Below are 16,990 nucleotides of genomic sequence, written 5' to 3' on the forward strand. Positions count from 1 at the left end.
GGGCTCTACCCTCGCGGCATGTTCCTTCTCGACGACGGCGGTCTGGTGCTCTCGCCGAGCGACCTCGCCAACGCCGCCGCCTGCGAGTTCGCCGTGCTGCGCAACCTCGACGGGCGGCTCGGCCTCGCGGAGCCCGCGCCGATCGCCTCAGACGCGATGCTCGAGCGGGTCTCCACCCTCGGCACGGCGCACGAGAACCGGGTCCTGCAGGCGTACCAGGCCTCGCACCGCGTCGTCACGATCGCCCGACCGCGGTACGACGCCGCCTCCGAGCGGGCCGCGCTGGAAGGCGTGCACGCCTCGACGCTCGCTGCTCTCGGCTCCCCGGCCACGGACGTCGTGTACCAGGCCGGGTTCTTCGACGGCCGGTTCACCGGCTGGGCCGACTTCGTCGTGCGGGAGCCGGACGGCTGGACGGTGCTCGACACCAAGCTCGCGCGGAGCGTGAAGGTCACGGCGCTGCTGCAGCTCGCGGCGTACGCCGACCAGCTCATCACGGCCGGCATCCCGACGACGCCCGAGGTGCACCTGATCCTCGGCGACCGGTCGCGGTCCAGTCACCGCCTCGCGGACCTGCTCCCGCTGTACCGCGAGCGCCGCGCCCGCCTCGAGGACATGGTCGACGAGCACCGGGCGTCCGCGACGCCGGTCGGCTGGGGCGACCCCCGCTACCGCGCGTGCGGCCGGTGCGACGTGTGCGCCACGGAGGTCACCGCGCACCGCGACGTGCTCCTGGTGGCCGGCCTGCGGTCCACGCAGCGCGCGCGGCTCGCGGCGGCCAGCATCGGCACCATCGACCGGCTGGCCTCGAGCGCAGGCCCGGTGACGGGCATCGGCAACGCCACGCTGGCCAACCTTCGCCGGCAGGCGGCGCTGCAGGTCCGGCAGGAGACCGCGAGCGAGCCGCTGGTGTTCGAGCTCGTCGACGCCGGCGCAGTCCGCGACCTCCCCGCGCCCGACCCCGGTGACATCTTCTTCGACTTCGAGGGCGACCCGTTGTGGACCGACGACACCGTCCCGGCCGACCAGCCCGCCGACTGGGGGCTGGAATACCTCTTCGGGGTGGTCGAGGCATCGGGGACTTTCCGGCCGTTCTGGGCGCACGACCGCGCGCAGGAGAAGCAGGCGCTCGTCGACTTCCTGGCGTACGTCACCGACCGCCGCGCCGCCCACCCGGGCATGCACGTCTACCACTACGCCCCGTACGAGCGGACGGCACTGCTGCGGCTGGCCGGTCGGCACGGCGTCGGCGAGGACGCCGTCGACCAGCTGCTGCGCGACGGCGTGCTGGTCGACCTGTACGCGACCGTCCGCCGCGGCCTGCGCGTGGGCAGCGACTCGTACTCGCTGAAGAAGCTCGAGCCGCTGTACATGGGGTCCGAGCACCGCGAGGGTGCGGTGACCACCGCGACGGACTCCATCACCGAGTACGCCGAGGCCTGCGACCTTCGCGACGCCGGGAACGCCACCGCCTGGCAGGAGCGCCTCGCCCAGATCGCCGACTACAACCGGTACGACTGCGTCTCCACCCTCCGGCTGCGCGACTGGTTGCTGGCCCAGGGCGCGTCGGCGGGCATCGCGCCGTCCGGCGACACCACGCCCGAGCCCCAGGAACCCGCCGACGAGGATCCGCTCGTCGTCGGGCTGCTCGCGCAGGCCGAGGCGCTGCCCGACGTGCACAACCGCCAGGCCGTCGAGATGCTCGCCGCGGCCGTCGGCTACCACTCCCGCGAGGCCAAGCCGTTCTGGTGGGCGCACTTCGACCGCCTGCAGTCCGACCCCGCCGAGTGGATGGACCCGCGCGGAACGCTGCTGGTGGAGGGCACGCCCGAGGTCGTCGAGGACTGGAACATCGGCACCGGCAAGCGGACGTTCGCCCGGCTGTTGCGGCTCACGGGTCAGCTCGAGCCCGGTAGCGACCTGCGCGCGGGCGGCAAGGCGTGCGCGCTGTATGACCCGCCGCCCGCCTACGCGCAGACGTCCAGCACGGGCCACCGGGGGTGGACGGCGAGCGTAGGCATCCTCGACGTCACCGCGCGCGGCGCCGTCGACTCGGCATCCGGCACGCGTGACGTCCTGCTCGTGAGCGAGCGGTTGCCCATCGGCGCGACGCCCTCACCGGACCTCCCGATGGCCCTCGCGCCGGCGCCCGGCCCGGGCGTGAAGAGCATCGTCGAGGCCATCCGGGAGCTGGTCAGCGGCGTCGCGGTCGGTCTGCCGACGCTCCCGAACCTGCCCGTGGTCGACCTGCTGCGCCGGATCCCGCCCCGGACCCGCAGCGGCCTGCCCCTCCCCCGGCCCGACGACGCCACGGGCGTCACCGAGGCGATCATCGACGCGGTCCTCGACCTCGACGGCTCCTACCTCGCGGTGCAGGGTCCGCCCGGGACCGGCAAGACCTACACCGGCGGCCATGTCATCGCGGCGCTCGCCGCGCAGGGCTGGAAGGTCGCGGTCGTCGCCCAGTCGCACGCCGTCGTCGAGAACATGCTGCGGGCGGTCAACGCCGCCGGTCTCGCCCCTGAGCGCATCGGCAAGAAGGCCCAGGACGAGCACCCCGACGACGCCGTGTGGCAGTCGCTGCCGTCCGGCAAGCACGCCGTGGCGTTCCACGCCCAGCAGGCGGGCGGCTTCGTCATCGGCGGCACCAAGTGGGACTTCACGACGCGCGACCGCATCCCCGACGGCGGGTTCGACCTGCTGGTCGTCGACGAGGCCGGGCAGTTCTCGCTGGCGGACACGGTCGCCGTCTCGACGGCCGCGCGGAACCTGCTGCTCCTGGGCGACCCGCAACAGCTCCCCCAGGTCACCCAGGGCCGCCACCCGGCGCCCGTCGACCGGTCGGCGCTCGGCTGGCTCGCCCAGGGCCACGACACGTTGCCGGACGAGCTCGGTTACTTCCTCGACCGGACGTGGCGGATGCACCCGACGCTGTGCGCGGCGGTGTCGCGGCTGTCCTACGACGACCGGCTGGCCGCCGTCCCGCTCACCGCCGACCGCTCGCTCGACGGGGTCGCGCCGGGCGTCCGGACGGTGCTGGTCGACCATGAGGGCAACGCCGTGTCGTCACCGGAGGAGGCCGCCGTCGTCGTCGAGGAGGTGCGGCAGCTGCTGGGTCGGCGCTGGAGCGACCCGCACACCGGCACCGACCGGCCGCTGGCCGGGTCGGACATCCTCGTCGTCGCCCCCTACAACGCGCAGGTGTGGACGGTTCGCCGCGCGCTCGACGTCGCCGGCATCGTGGGCGTCCGGGTGGGGACCGTCGACAAGTTCCAGGGCCAGGAGGCCGCCGTCGTGCTGGTCACCACCTGCGCGTCGTCCGCGGACGAGGTGCCGCGCGGCATGGAGTTCCTGCTCAACCGCAACCGGCTCAACGTCGCGGTATCCCGGGCGCAGTGGTGCGCCGTGATCGTGCGCTCCCGCCGCCTGAGCGACTACCTGCCGACGAGGCCCGAGCAGCTGGCGGAGCTGGGCGCGTTCATCGGGCTGTGCGGGCCCGCGTAGCTCAGTGCCAGGCGACGTCCTCGAGGTCGGTCTCGACCGTCACGGCGGCCGGGGTCTCGAGCTCGGCCTCCGGCTCGACTGGCTCGGCCGAGAACATGGACAGGTCGTGCGCGGCCGTCCGTCGCGACACGTCCACCCGGACCGCCGTGGGGCCGGCGCAGTCGTGCCACTGGACCACGCCGTCTTCCCGGACCTCGCCGCGAGCCGACGTCGGCATCCACGCGATCGACCGCTCGACGTAGTGCCGACGGGCCTGCCGCCCGGACGGGCTGAAGGCGTCGGTCGAGAACGTCGTGCTCTCCGTCGCCGTGGCCCGGAAGAACTCCGGCTCCGGCCCGGTCTCGCCGTCGGCGTACCTACCGATCCGCCCGACCACCCTCGTCGGGAGCTCGAGCTCGCCCTCGCGGACGGCCCGGTGCAGGTCGTGGTGCGCGTGCTCCGTGAGGACGGCGCGGGCCGCGCCCGACGACCAGAACTCGCGGAGCCGCTTGCGCGGGCTGATGACACCGTCGAGCGCATCGAGGTCGACCGAGCGGTATCCCTCGTTCGGGCCGGTCGGCTCCGACGCCTCGAACGCCTCGTACGCGATGTCGAAGTTCCGGGACGCCCAGCGCGCGGGGTACAGCACGCGGTAGGCGGAGACGAGGGTCGTCGTCGGGATCGCGTCCTGGCCGGTCGCCTGCCGCGCGACGCCCATCGCCGCCGGGAGCGCGTCGATCACGTCCTCCGGCAGGTCGTCGAAGCGGCGCTCCGGCGAGGACCAGGGGCGGTGGATCGCCTCGCCGAGGATGCGGACCCAGTCCCGCAGCAGGGTGTCGAGCAGGTCGAGCCGCGCCAGCTCCGTGCCGGCGTACAGCAGCTCCGCGTGGTCCCGGTGGATCCGGGTCAGCTCGCGCTCGACCGCCGACTCGTACGTCAGGACGGCCTTGTAGAACTGGTGGTTGGCCGCGGCCAGCAGGACGAGCGCCGCCACGAGCAGGATGCCGCAGCACGCGAGCATCGAGGACAGCGGGAAGTCGTAGTCGGCGATCGCGTCCGGCCACGGCCCGTACCGGAGGTACACGAACGCGCCGGTGGCGAGGAGCCAGATGGGAACGGTCCACAGCCACCAGCGGGTGACCACCAGCTTGGCGCGCGTCAGCGCTTCGGCGGGCGGCGTGCTGGGCTTGCGGGCGGCGATCTTGTCCAGCCTGACCTGCAGGTCCGCGCGTCGGTGAGCGACGTCGTCACCGACCTTCCAGAGCACGGTGCCGGACATCTCCGCGTACCAGGCCGCGTACCTGTCGGTCTCGAGCGTGAGCGCCGCGACGGCTTCCCGGCAGCGGTCCAGCTCGCCGGCGAGCTCCGCCAGCGTGGCGTCGTCGGGCAGCACGGCCGGTAGCGCTTCTTTGGCGGGAGGCTCGGAGCCCGGGTCCTGCGCCTTGGCGCGGGACTTCGCCTTGGCGGCCTTCGCCGCGGCGGCTGCTGCCGCGCGGGCCGCGTCGCGCACCTTCTCGGACTCCGCGCGAGCGGCCTGCGCCGCCGCCAGCTCGGCCGCGGCCTCCTCGGCCGCCTCCTTGGCCTCGGCCAGGTGGGCGGCGAGATCGGTCCGGTACCCGCGCATCGACATCGGGTCGTCGGCGGCGACGACCTCGTCGTCGAGACCGACCCAGTGCGCGCCGGGTGGCACGACGGCGGCGCTGGGCGGAAGGAGCTCGCGCCGGCCGGCCTGCCGGGGCTCGGGGAAGTCGTCCAGGTCGCCACCGTCGACCAGAGCGAGGAGCAGCGACCGCGGCCGCGCCCACGTGGCGGGCACCGGGGCGATCGTCCGGGTGGCCTCGAACCGGGTGGTGGCGTCGATGCGGGCGCGCTCGCGCTCGAGCAGCCGGGTCGACGCGTTCGCGAGGTCGTCGACCGGCTTCGGGCCGAGCGTGACGAGGATGCCGTTCTCGGCGCCGATGATCGCGTCGGTCGCCCGCGCCTCGGCCCGGCCGCGCACCCGGGCGACCACCCAGCTGCCGACCGCGCCGACGGTGCGCACGTTGAACCCGGCGGCCGTGCGCAGCGCAGCCCAGAACCCGCGGTACCGGTCCGGCGGCCCGCTCGGGATCCGCTCCTGGGTCGGCGCCCACTCCGGCGACTCGAGGATCGCCGTCGCCGCCTGGGCGGCGATCATGTCCGGGCGCGCGGCCGGACGCGCCCACGCCAGCACCGGCGCCGGCCCGGTCTGGTCGAGACGGCTCGTGTCCAGGGCCTCGGCGACGAGGTGGTCGAGCATGTCCTCGCCGACGACCGAACGGATCGAGACGCGCGCGACCACGGCATCGGCCTCGCGCGCGCTCGAGTCGGTGGTCAGGGCGTCGAGCACGCCGTCCGGCACCCCCCGCAGGATGCCGCCGAGAGCGGCGAGCGCGGCCGCGGCGTGGCCGTCGAGGTTGCCGGGGAAGCGCACGAAGACGCTCGCGCGGTCGAGGTCGGGACGGTCCTCGGGGGAGATGACGACATTGACGTCCCACTGAGCCTGGAAGATGGCCGGGTTCGCCCCGAACGCCCCGCTGACCGGTAGCACGACGACCGAGCGGTGCAGCCGGCAGCCGACCTCGTGCAGATCCGTGCGGCGCGGGAGGGTCGACTCGATCGCGTCGGCGACCGCGCAGCCCGTCGCGGACAGCGTCAGGTCGGTCCCGGCGTCGTGGAGCAGCACGTGCCCGACGACGACGCGCACGAGATCGAGCCGGAACCGACCGATGTGCTCGAACAGGTCGACCGGATGGACGCCGCCCGCGTCGACCAACCGGGCCCGCACCGACGGCGGACCCGCCGGGTGGACGGTCACGTCGTCGGGCGTGACCCACAGCGACGGTTCCACGATGCCCGCGCCGGTCCACGACTCGGCGAGCCCGCGGATCGCGGTGTCGCGAGCCCCGCTGCCGACGACGAAGACGGTCAGGGTGCGCATGTCAGTAGAAGCCCCCGCCATCGGCCACGGGCTGCAGGTTGCCGACGCTGCGACGCAGGTCGCCGAGCGACGCGCGGATCTCGCCGCGCAGCTCGTACGAACCCGGGAACCCGAGCAGGTCGTTGCCCTCCTCGACCCGCGAGAAGTGCTCGTCGAACTTGGCGCTGAGCGCGTCGATCCGCTGCTCCACCTTCTTGCGCCGCAGCTCCCAGTCGGCGGCGGGACCGGTGTCGCCGTTCGGGTTCCGACCGTCGAGGATCCACGCGGACAGCTCGTCCGGCACGTCGTCCCCGCTGCTGCCGAGGGCTCGCAGGCGCTCGTACGGCTTCATCGGGTCGAGGGACTCGGTGGTGTTGACGTCGAGCATCGCGAGGGTGACCGACTCCAGCAGCGCCGGCAGCAGGTCCGGGCCGGTCGGCTTCACGCTGGTCAGCGTCGGCCACGGGAACGCCGCCATCCGACCGCCCTTGCCCAGGTCGGCCGGCACGAACACGCGGGCGCCGGTGTCGCTGACGTCGAGGTGACCCAGGCACCCGGCGACGAACCACCCGCGCACCAGCGACCGCAGGACGGCCGGCGAGAAGGGCAGCGCCTCGGACAGCGGACGGGACCGACGCCAGCGCCAGAACTCCGCACGCTGGTCCGTCGACGCGCTGCGGGCACCCCACTCGCTCGCGATCGGGCGCATGAGGCTGTCGAAGACGACCGGCTCGTACGGCTCCCGGTTGACGGTGAAGATGTCGATGAACGCGCCGTTGCCGTCGCTGAACGACTTCTCCACCACCTCGTTCCACTGGCTGCGCGACTCCAGCAGGGTCCGGAACCGCTCACGGGCCGGCGACTTCTCCGGCAGCGGCACCTCGCTGAAGAGGGTCGTGTAGGAGACCTCGTTCTTGCCGTGCACCTGCACGAGGACCGACGGGTTGACGCTCACCAGCGGCGAGCCCGCGTTGAGGGCGGCGATCAGCTGTCCCTCGAAGCGCTGCAGGCGCGCGGCGAGATCGGCCGGGCCGACCGATGCCGGGTCGAGGTAGTCCCGCAGGCCCTCGTCCATGTACCGACCCACCGCGGTCCCGTCGCGGTGGAGCCACCCGCGCGCCCGGTCCAGCAGGTCGCCGGCCGTGGCGTGGACGACGAACGACGCCCGGCTCGGCGCCGCCGTCACCGTGCGGTGCAGGAGGTGGTTGCGGGGAACCCAGTCGGCGGTCCGGACGACGAGGTGCTGCACCCGGCCCTCGACCTCGTCGGTCCCCAGGAGCACCTGGATGTCGGCCGACTTCCGCGCCTCACGCGGCTGCTCGATCCCGATCGTGCGCGACACGAGCGAGGAGAGGATCGAGGGGTAGTCGTCCGGCTTCTCCAGCAAGAACTCGTTCGGCGCGGGCCGCAGGCGGATCGGGATGACGTCGCCCTCGGGCCACAGCGCGATGACGGACGGGCGCCCGTCACCGCGGATGCTGCCGGCCTCGGCCAGCGCCTCGAGACCGTGCTCGACCGACTGGACGAGCGGCTCGAGGACGTTGTCGACGAGGTCCTGGATCAGCTCGACCGCGAGGTCGCGGATCTCGGCCTCCTGCTCCTCGGCGAATGTCTGGACGGCCCGCTTGACCGCCTCGGCGAGCCTGTCGGTGGTGCGCAGGATGACCGCCGTGTCGGCGTCGTCGAGGGCGCCGCGGATCTGCTGGTCCACGTCCGCGGCCCACCGACGGCTCGCGCTCGCCTCGCTGCGGAGCTCGTCGCGGACCTGCCCGACCTCGGTCGACAGGCGGCGGAGCAGCTCCACGGTGACGGGCGCGCCGCTGGAGGCGATGTACCGGGCGGTGAGTGCCGTCAGGTCACGCTGGATGTTGTCGACCCAGCTGCGCGCAGCGTCCGTCCGGGCCGCGAGCTGCGCGGTCTGGAAGTGCGACTGCCGGTCCTTGACCAGGTTCCTGATGTTGCGGCGCACGTCCTCCGCGCGGGCGCCCTTGTCCGGGATCGCCTCCTTGGCCTTGGTCTGGATCTCCACGAAGACGGCCTTGAGGTCGTCCCGGAGGCTCTGCGGGCGGAGCGCGTCGACGATCTGGTTGCGGTCCTTGCCGCGCTCGTCCAGGCCCGAGGCCGCCAGGAACCCGCCGAAGACGTCGTCGGCCGTGTCCCGGACCAGCTGCTTCTCGGTCCGGTCGTCGCCGCGCTGCCGCAGCTCCTCGTGCCGTCGCGTGAACCGCTCGACGACCGTGCGGGCCAGGTGCTCGCTCGCGTAGTCGCGGAACCGGTCGCGCCCGAGCCCGACGCGGGACGACCCGAGCGCCGCGAACGGCGTCTCGGTGCCCTGCGTGTGCAGGCCGAGCTTGTCGGGCACCGACTGCGCGGTCGGTGCCCAGTTGCCCTGGGTGTACGTCGAGAGCGAGTCCTGCAGCCGCTCGCTGACCACCCAGGCGCCCAGCGAGCGCCCGAGGGCGCGGTAGATGTCGTTCTGCGTCCGGTACGTCACGTGCTCGTTGCGGGCGCCGACCAGGAACGGGTACCGCGGGCCGAGGCGCTTCGCCGTGCCCAGCTGGACGCCGTACCGGGCGAAGAGGTCGGTCGTCCCTTCGGTCGCGCCGTCCTCGTTCCAGAAGCCGCTCAGCAGCTCGGCCAGCGCCGCCAGCGAGTTGGGCCGCACCCCGCGACGGGCCTCCTCGGGCAGGTAGTCGAAGACGTCCGGGGCATACAGGATGCCGACGATCTCGCTGGCCCACTTGTCCCCGAGCGCGCGGACGGCGTCGCAGACGTCGATCACGGCACCGGAGCCGCTGCCGCCGGCGATCGAGGAGACGACGACGACGGTCGGCTCGTGGACGACGCTCGACGGCACGCCCCCGAGGGCTGTGGTGACCTGCTGGAGCTCGCCGATCACCTCGGCGCCCGTGAGCTGACGGCGAGCGTGCTGGAGCGCCTCGCGCACCCGGTCGAGGCCGGCGACCGTGATGACCCGCCCGAGCGCCCGGTACTGGCCGGCGCCCTTGCTCGCCGGGATGTTCACGCGGTTGGGGTCCGGCCGCCACCCGCCCAGCGCGTCCGCGAGGTGCGCGCTGGCCGTGCTGGTCATCGCAGCGTCGATGGTCCGGTAGTCCACCCCGCTGGCCACCAGCCCCTGGTAGTCCCGGTCGGGCAGCTGCGCGGGCAGGTCCGGGTCGTTGCCGTCCGCGACCGTGGGCACGTCGATGTGCAGGAACTGCCACGCGCKCGGCAGGTCACCGACCCACCCCGCCTKCTGGAGCCGCCGCTCGAGGTCCTCGCGGACGACGCGCAGGGTCTTGCCGCCGGAACCGCCGACACCGACGAGGAGGAACGGACGAAGCATGAGATGTCCTTGGGGTGAGTAGGTGCGGAACTGCTAGTCCCAGAAGTTGACCGAGCTCGGCGGTGCGTCGTCGGCGGCGGGCGGTGGTGCGGGTGGCGGGGTGGACTTCGCGGGACGGCCCCGCCGACCACGGCCGGTCGGCGCGGGCGTCGCTGGGGTTGTGGCGGGGCCGAGGTCGTCGGCCCAGCTCGACGCCGGCGCGGGCCCGGGCGCCGCCGGGGTGGCCTCGTCGTCCGCCCAGGACGCCGCACGGGGCTCCCGGTCGCTCGTCGGTGCCGGCCCCGCCGACGGCGCGGTCGGCGTCGGACCAGCCGTGCGAGCCGCGGCCGCACCGACGACCGCGTCGACGATCCGGTCCCACGGCGCATCGCGGACCTCGTCGAGCCGCTCCGGAAGCACCGCGGCGACGCCCTCGCGCGAGTCGACGACCATGACCAGCCGGCCCCGGATCTCGGTCGCGCCCGGCAGGGGCGGCTCGGCGGCGAGGACGAACCCCATGGTGCCCGGCAGGTCCACCTCAGAGGCTCGGCCGTCCGCGCGCGTCAGCTCGTTCCCGGCCGTCGTGACGACGATCGAGTCCCCGGCCGCCCGCACCACGCCGGTCCCCTGCCGCAGCGGGAACCACGGGAAGGAGCGCCGGAACTCGAGCCCGGCGGCGTCGAACCTCCCGAGCCGGCCGGACTTGCCCACCCGCAGCGGCTCGAAGTCGAAGGCGGGGTCGAGCAGCTCGGCGCTGTCGTCGGTCGCGCGTCGCACGCCACCGGCGGTGACGAGCACCGGCACGGACGCCACCCGAGCGTCGGTGGTGAGTCGGTAGCGGTCCGCGACACGCCTCGACACCTCCGCAGTGAGCCACGCGATGAGCAGGGCGGCCAGCAGGAAGAGGGCTGTCAGGCCCAGCTGCTTCTCCGTGTCGACGGGCCGCGTCATGGACGTCCCGACCGGCACGGCGAGCGTGACGTCGTCCCCGCCGTTGGCCGCGGTCAGCGTGATCGGCAGCGAGCCGTCGACACGACCGTCGGCCGGGTTCTCGGCCGACACCTCGACGGCGATCTGCGCGGTGCCGTTCGCCGGGATGTCCACGCAGCCGGCGTCGGGCGTGAGGGTGATCTCACCCGCGGGCTCCGGTGCCGTGAACGTGGCGTCCCCGAGGCAGGCGCGCGTGGCGCCGTCCTTCGACCCGGTGAAGGTGAGCGTCCCGGCAGCGGTGCCGTCGCCGACGAGGTTGGGCAGCATCAACCGGGTCGGCGCCACGGTCGGGTAGGAGGTGGGCAGGGCGGTCGGCAGGTCCTTGTGGGAGGTGACGGGGCCGAGGGGGATCTCGCTGGGCCGGCTCACCCCGCGCGCCGTGGCCTCGATCGCCATCGACGGCGCGGCCCCGTCGGCGGGGATCGTCACGTCGAACGAGTAGGTGCCGTCGCCGTTGTCCTCGACGTCGGCGCTCTGGTCGGCTCCCGCCACCGTCACCCCGAGGTCGAGCGGGCCGGAGAGCTCGGCCGGCCGCACGGCGCTGCCGTCCTTGTGCTGCGGAGTCACCGTGACGGTGCTGGTCTCGCCGATGGTGAGGCCGCGATCCGGCCCGGTGATCGCGAGCTCGACACCCCAGAAGTAGTAGAGGTCCACGAGGGTCGCCGTGTCGCCGAGCTGCAGCGTCCACTCCCCGCCGTCGGAACCGGCCGGCGGGAAGGTCACGTCGATCGTCATGAGGCCGTCGCGGTCGCTGACCACCAGCTGGGCGCCATCGACGTCGGCGACCGAACCGTCGAGCGGGACGGCCTCGCCGTCCGGTGCCAGCAACGTCGGCAGAGCCGCGCCCGGGTCGCGCTCGAGGACCACGCGGAAGCGCCCGATGCCGCGGTCCGCAGGGATGGGGAGCGTGCCGTTGACGCACTCCGCGGACGGGCAGTCGACCGACTTCCACGAGGTGCCGCCCGCGATGAGGGCCGCGGCCTGCGCGAACAGGCGCCGCATCGCCCCGGCGTCGTCGGCGCGCAGGAACGCCCCGCCGGTCGAGGTCGCGGGGATGGGCACCGTCCCGCACGACTCGCCGCCCCCGGTGCCCTCGGCGATCGCTCGCAGCCGGTCCTGGTCCTGCTGGGTCACCGACCCCTCGGTGAAGAGCGCGAGCGCGATGATCGCGATCTGGTCGCCTCGCACGCCGTCGATCTGCCCCTGGGGCGTGCACAGCTCGGTCCGCGCCGCGTCGGTCGCGGGCTCGCCGCCGCCGGTGCCGTCGACGTCGAGCCGGCCGTCGGTGAACCACAGGAGGACCTTGCAGCTGGTGCCGTCGAGCGAGGCCGCCTGCGCGTCGAGGGAGGACTGCGCGCCGCGCAGGGCCGCGCGATAGTCCGTGAGGTTCTCCTGGTCGCGGCCGGGCAGGTCGTTCGTCGCCGAGTCCTCGAGGGCAGCGAGCTGGTTGCCGTCGACCGTCCCCCAGGCCACGAGCTCCTCGTACTCCGCGCCGAACGTCGCGAGGCTGGCCTGGACGTCGAGCGTCCCGTCGCTGCTGGCGCGCAACGAGGCGAGCGAGTCGAGGGCGGTGGAGATGGCGCCGACACGCTGGTCGTCGGGGTCGGTCTGGCGCAACGACCCGGACGCGTCGACGACGATCGCCGCGAGCAGGTGGTCGGCGTTCGCGGCGCAGCTGGCGACGTCGGCGAACGCGGAGGCACCGGCGTCGCTGAGGTCGGAGGCGGCCGTCGCGGAGGGTGCCAGGACCAGGGACGCGGACGCGGCGACGCCGAGCGCGGCCAGCGACGCCACGGCGCGCAGCACCCGGTTCACTTGGCCAGCTCCGTCGCGAGCAGGAAGGCGTTGAGGAGCCCCGCGGCGACACCGAGCACCAGCGCCGACGTCGCCAGCCGGTCCAGCCACGGCTGCGGCCGGAACCGCGGGTCCGGCCGACGTCGGCCCCGCATCGCGCGGTACACGCTGGCCACGATCGTGGTGACGACGGCGCCGAGCACGTATCCGGCGACGAGGAGCGGCACCGACGGCGCGTCCAGCAGGAGGACGGAGACGAGGGCGACCGCCACGGACACCACAGCGACGGCCAGAGCGGCGAACGCCGGCCAGGCCGGGGCGCGTACGGCATCGTGCCGGACCACGGTGTCGACCACGCGCTCTCCCGTCGAAGTCGTCAGCCGCATCGGGTTCGACGGGGCAATCGTTCCACTGTAGGAACCTGCACCGACACCGCCTCTGGCCCTACGTCCTGCCTGCCTCCCGCACCGCACCCGATGCGCGGCTCACCTGCAGATTGTCACGCCCGCCAGCTGCAGACAATGCGGGCACGAACCTCACAGGCACCACCCAGTCGGCATTCACCCCCAGCCCGCTCGGCGGGCACGTGCCGGGCGGAGCCGGTAGGAACGATGGACATGACCATCGTCGGCTTCCACAACTCGCACGAGCAGGTCCACCCCGCGGCGCTCCTCGCGGTGACCCAGCGCGCGGAGCAGGCCGGCTTCGACGCCGCGATGTGCTCGGACCACTGGGCCCCGTGGTCGGTCCGGCAGGGCCATTCGGGGTTCGCCTGGACATGGCTGGGCGCGGCCATGGCGACGACGCAGCTGCCGTTCGGCGTCGTCAACGCGCCGGGCCAGCGCTACCACCCGGCGATCATCGCCCAGGCCGTGGCGTCGCTGGGCGCCATGTTCCCGGGCCGGTTCTGGGTGGCGCTCGGGTCCGGGGAGAACGTCAACGAGCACATCACCGGCGCGGGATGGCCGCCGAAGGCCACGCGTGACGCCCGGCTCCGGGAGTGCGTCGACGTCATCCGCGCGCTGCTCGACGGCGAAGAGGTCACCCACGACGGCCTGGTCACGGTGGACCGCGCCAAGCTCTGGACGCTTCCCGACGAGACGCCGCTCCTCATCGGCCCGGCGGTGACCCCCGCCACGGCACGGTCGCACGCGGCCTGGGCCGACGGACTGGTCACGGTGAACCAGACCCCCGAGATCCTCCGGCAGGTGGTGCAGGAGTACCGGGACGCCGGTGGCCGGGGCGAGATCGCGCTGCAGGTGCACGTGTCGTGGGCGCCCGACGAGGAGACCGCCCTGGCGACCGCGCGCGAGCAGTGGCGCGGCCAGGTGTTCGGGCCGCCGGTCGCGTGGGACCTCGACACTCCGGAAGCCTTCGACTCGATCGGCGAGCATGTCGGCGACGAGAGCGTCCGCCGCAGCGTCCTCGTCGACCACGACCCCTCCCGCCTGGCGGACCGCCTGAGCGAGCTGGCCACGATCGGGTTCGACGCGCTGTACCTCCACCAGGTCGCCACGGACGCCGTCCCGGACGACGAGAAGCACGGCGACGCAGCACCGACCCGCACCCCGCGCAGCGCGACTCTCGAGGCGTTCGTCGACATGGCCGCCGAGCACCTCCTCCCCCAGCTGCAGTCCGGCTCTCGACGGGCGGCGCGGCACCACAACGGGTAGGAACGATCCCCATGAGGATCCACGACACCGGTGACCTGTGGTGGAAGAACGCCGTCATCTACTGCCTGGACGTCGAGACGTTCATGGACTGGAACGACGACGGCGTCGGCGACCTGCCGGGACTGGTGCAGCGGATCGATCACCTGGCCGACCTGGGCGTGACGTGCCTGTGGCTCATGCCGTTCTACCCGACGCAGGACTACGACGACGGCTACGACATCTCCGACTTCCTCGGGGTCGATCCGCGACTGGGTGACGTGGGCGACCTGGTCGAGGTGATCCGGACCGCCCGCGACCGCGGGATCCGGGTGATCGCCGACCTCGTCGTCAACCACACGTCGTGGAAGCACCGGTGGTTCCAGGAGGCGCGCAAGAGCGTCGACAACCCGTACCGCGACTTCTACGTCTGGCGGAAGGACAAGCCGCCGTCCACCAAGGACAAGGTCGTCTTCCCCGACAAGGAGACGGGCATCTGGACCAAGGACGACGCGACCGGCGAGTGGTACCGGCACACGTTCTACCACCAGCAGCCCGACCTCAACACGGCGAACCCGCAGGTCAGGGACGCCATCGCGAAGGTGATCGGCTACTGGGCGGAGGTGGGGCTGAGCGGGTTCCGGGTCGACGCCGTCCCGTTCTTCCTGGCCGACGCCGCGAACACTCCGGGCGACGACATCGTCGACAAGCACGACTTCCTCAAGGAACTCAGGTCGTTCCTGACCCGACGGGTCGGCGACGCCATCCTCATGGGCGAGGTCAACCTGCCGTACGCGGAGCAGCGGCTGTACTTCGGCGGCGGGGCGGCCGACAGCGACGAGCTCACGCTGCAGTTCGACTTCATCGGGATGCAGAGCCTGTACCTGGCGCTCGCGCGGCGCGACGCCCGCCCGATCGCCGACGCCCTCTCGAAGCGGCCCGACATCCCGCACGACGCCCAGTGGTCCACCTTCGTGCGCAACCACGACGAGCTCACGCTCGACAAGCTCTCCGACACGGAGCGGCAGGAGGTGTTCGACGCCTTCGGTCCTGACCCGGACATGCAGCTGTACGGTCGCGGCCTGCGGCGGCGCGTGCCGACGATGCTGGACGGCGACCCGCGCCGCATCCGGATGGTCTACTCCCTGCTGTTCTCGCTGCCCGGCACCCCGGTGCTCTTCTACGGCGAGGAGATCGGCATGGGCGAGAACCTGGCCGCCGAGGGCCGCATGGCCGTTCGCACGCCGATGCAGTGGACGTCCGGGACGAACGGCGGCTTCTCGCAGGCGTCGAAGGCCAAGCTGTCCGGCCCGGTCACCGAGGGCGGCTTCTCCCCCGAGCACGTCAACGTCGCCGACCAGCGTCGGGACCCGGGCTCGATTCTCAACTTCGTGCAGCTGCTGATCCGCCGGTACCGGGAGAGCCCCGAGCTCGGCTGGACCCCGCGGGCCGAGATCCTCGCGCAGCCGCACCCGGCCGTCCTCGCGCACCGCAGCACCTGGGGCGACGGGTCGACGATCGCGGTGCACAACCTGTCTCCCGACGCCGTCACCGTGCCGCTGCGGTTCGCCGACTGCGACGACACCGTGCGGCTGGTCGACCTGCTGCAGGACGGCTCGTGCACCATCGACGCGCGCGGCCGGACGGACGTCGACCTGGAGGGCTACGGCTACCGCTGGCTCCGCGTCGTCCGCGAGGGCGACCGCCGGCTGATCTGAACTGTTTCGGGCAGCCCATCCACCGGCTCGCTCAGCGGCCTCCCAGAAAACTCGCGTACCGTGCCGAGGTCCGCCGCCTCCCCGGGCGGGACCCAAAACGACGGAGGACCTTCGTGCGCCGCACGACCACCGCCCGCCGCGGCCTCGCCGCCGCAGCACTCGCCCTGACCCTCGGCCTGTCGCTGGCCGCCTGCTCCGGTGACGGCGGCTCCGACCCGTCGGCCTCGCCGTCCGCGTCGGCCACGTCGGCCGAGAACGCCGCGGACACCGCCGCGCTCGCCAAGGTGACGGTCGAGGGTGACCCCGGCACCAAGCCGACGATCACCCTCCCCTCGAAGCCGTTCACGGTGACCGGGGTGACGGTGCGCGTCGTCGACGAGGGCACGGGCGCCGAGATCACCGAGGGGCAGACCCTCTCGATCAACGAGGTCGCCGTGTCCGGCACGGACGGCAGCGTCCTCGGCGACAACTACGAGAGCGGTCCGGAGTCCGTCGTCGCCGACGACAAGCTGCCGCCGGCGCTGCACGACGCGCTGGTCGGCCAGAAGGTCGGCGTGCGGATCCTCTTCGCCGTGCCGACCGACAGCGGGACCAACGTCGTCGCCGCCGAGGTCGTCGACGCCAAGGACACCCCGCCGGTCCCGGCACGCGCCGAGGGTGAGGCCGTGACGCCCCCCGCCGGCCTGCCGACCGTCACGCTCGACGCCGACGGCAAGCCGTCGATCACGCCGATCACCGACGCGGCCCCCACCACGCTCGTGGTCCAGCCCCTGATCAAGGGCGCGGGCGCCCCCGTGACGGCCGACCAGACGCTCACCGTGCACTACACCGGCTGGCTCTGGGACGGCACGCAGTTCGACTCCTCGTGGGACCGCGGCGAGCCCGCGACGTTCGCGCTGACCGGCGTCATCCCGGGCTGGACCCAGGGACTCACGGGCCAGACGGTCGGCAGCCAGGTGCTTCTGGTCATCCCGCCGGACCTCGGCTACGGCGCCGAGGGCAGCGGCGACACGATCCCCCCGAACTCGACGCTGATCTTCGTCGTCGACATCCTGGCCGCGTCCTAGCACGCACCGCTCCACCACGAGCCCGG

The 16,990-nt window shown here is 73.3% G+C and carries 8 protein-coding genes; 4 read left to right on the forward strand and 4 right to left on the reverse strand.

What is annotated here, in order from left to right; translation table 11 throughout:
• The first annotated feature begins 18 nt into the window (after positions 1 to 18).
• Positions 19 to 3,504, forward strand: a complete 3,486-nt coding sequence (locus AC1DYZ_RS02445; RefSeq protein ID WP_477063629.1) for a TM0106 family RecB-like putative nuclease — start codon at positions 19 to 21, stop codon at positions 3,502 to 3,504.
• Position 3,505: 1 nt separating this feature from the next.
• On the opposite strand, the gene AC1DYZ_RS02450 is transcribed toward AC1DYZ_RS02445, so the two are convergent.
• Genes AC1DYZ_RS02450 through AC1DYZ_RS02465 form a run of 4 tightly spaced genes read right to left on the reverse strand, consistent with a single transcriptional unit; the run spans position 3,506 to position 12,886 of the window.
• Complete coding sequence (locus AC1DYZ_RS02450; protein WP_477063630.1) at positions 3,506 to 6,442, reverse strand: hypothetical protein; 2,937 nt, start codon at positions 6,440 to 6,442, stop codon at positions 3,506 to 3,508.
• Between the two features lies 1 nt (position 6,443).
• Complete coding sequence (locus tag AC1DYZ_RS02455; RefSeq protein ID WP_477063631.1) at positions 6,444 to 9,767, reverse strand: tubulin-like doman-containing protein; 3,324 nt, start codon at positions 9,765 to 9,767, stop codon at positions 6,444 to 6,446.
• 33 nt (positions 9,768 to 9,800) lie between these two features.
• A complete protein-coding gene (locus AC1DYZ_RS02460) occupies positions 9,801 to 12,551 on the reverse strand; it encodes a VWA domain-containing protein (protein ID WP_477063632.1) in 2,751 nt (916 codons plus the stop codon).
• Entirely contained in the window at positions 12,548 to 12,886 is a 339-nt protein-coding gene (locus tag AC1DYZ_RS02465) for a hypothetical protein (protein WP_477063633.1), read from the reverse strand. The genes AC1DYZ_RS02460 and AC1DYZ_RS02465 overlap by 4 nt, the downstream gene beginning before the upstream one ends.
• A gap of 261 nt (positions 12,887 to 13,147) precedes the next feature.
• Here AC1DYZ_RS02465 and AC1DYZ_RS02470 point away from each other — a divergent pair, with 261 nt between their 5' ends.
• The 3 genes from AC1DYZ_RS02470 (at position 13,148) to AC1DYZ_RS02480 (ending at position 16,964) form a co-directional block, all read left to right on the forward strand.
• A complete protein-coding gene (locus AC1DYZ_RS02470) occupies positions 13,148 to 14,203 on the forward strand; it encodes a TIGR03885 family FMN-dependent LLM class oxidoreductase (RefSeq protein WP_477063634.1) in 1,056 nt (351 codons plus the stop codon).
• 11 nt (positions 14,204 to 14,214) lie between these two features.
• Entirely contained in the window at positions 14,215 to 15,897 is a 1,683-nt protein-coding gene (locus tag AC1DYZ_RS02475; protein WP_477063635.1) for an alpha-amylase family protein, read from the forward strand.
• Between the two features lie 113 nt (positions 15,898 to 16,010).
• Complete coding sequence (locus tag AC1DYZ_RS02480) at positions 16,011 to 16,964, forward strand: FKBP-type peptidyl-prolyl cis-trans isomerase (protein WP_477063636.1); 954 nt, start codon at positions 16,011 to 16,013, stop codon at positions 16,962 to 16,964.
• Positions 16,965 to 16,990 lie beyond the last annotated feature (26 nt).

Source organism: Cellulomonas sp. P1_C4 (assembly GCF_056406355.1).

Coding starts and splice junctions, on each gene's coding strand:
- AC1DYZ_RS02445 (WP_477063629.1), top strand. CDS start 19: ATGTTCCTTCTCGACGACGGCGGTCTGGTGCTCTCGCCGAGCGACCTC.
- AC1DYZ_RS02450 (WP_477063630.1), bottom strand. CDS start 6,442: ATGCGCACCCTGACCGTCTTCGTCGTCGGCAGCGGGGCTCGCGACACC.
- AC1DYZ_RS02470 (WP_477063634.1), top strand. CDS start 13,148: ATGACCATCGTCGGCTTCCACAACTCGCACGAGCAGGTCCACCCCGCG.
- AC1DYZ_RS02475 (WP_477063635.1), top strand. CDS start 14,215: ATGAGGATCCACGACACCGGTGACCTGTGGTGGAAGAACGCCGTCATC.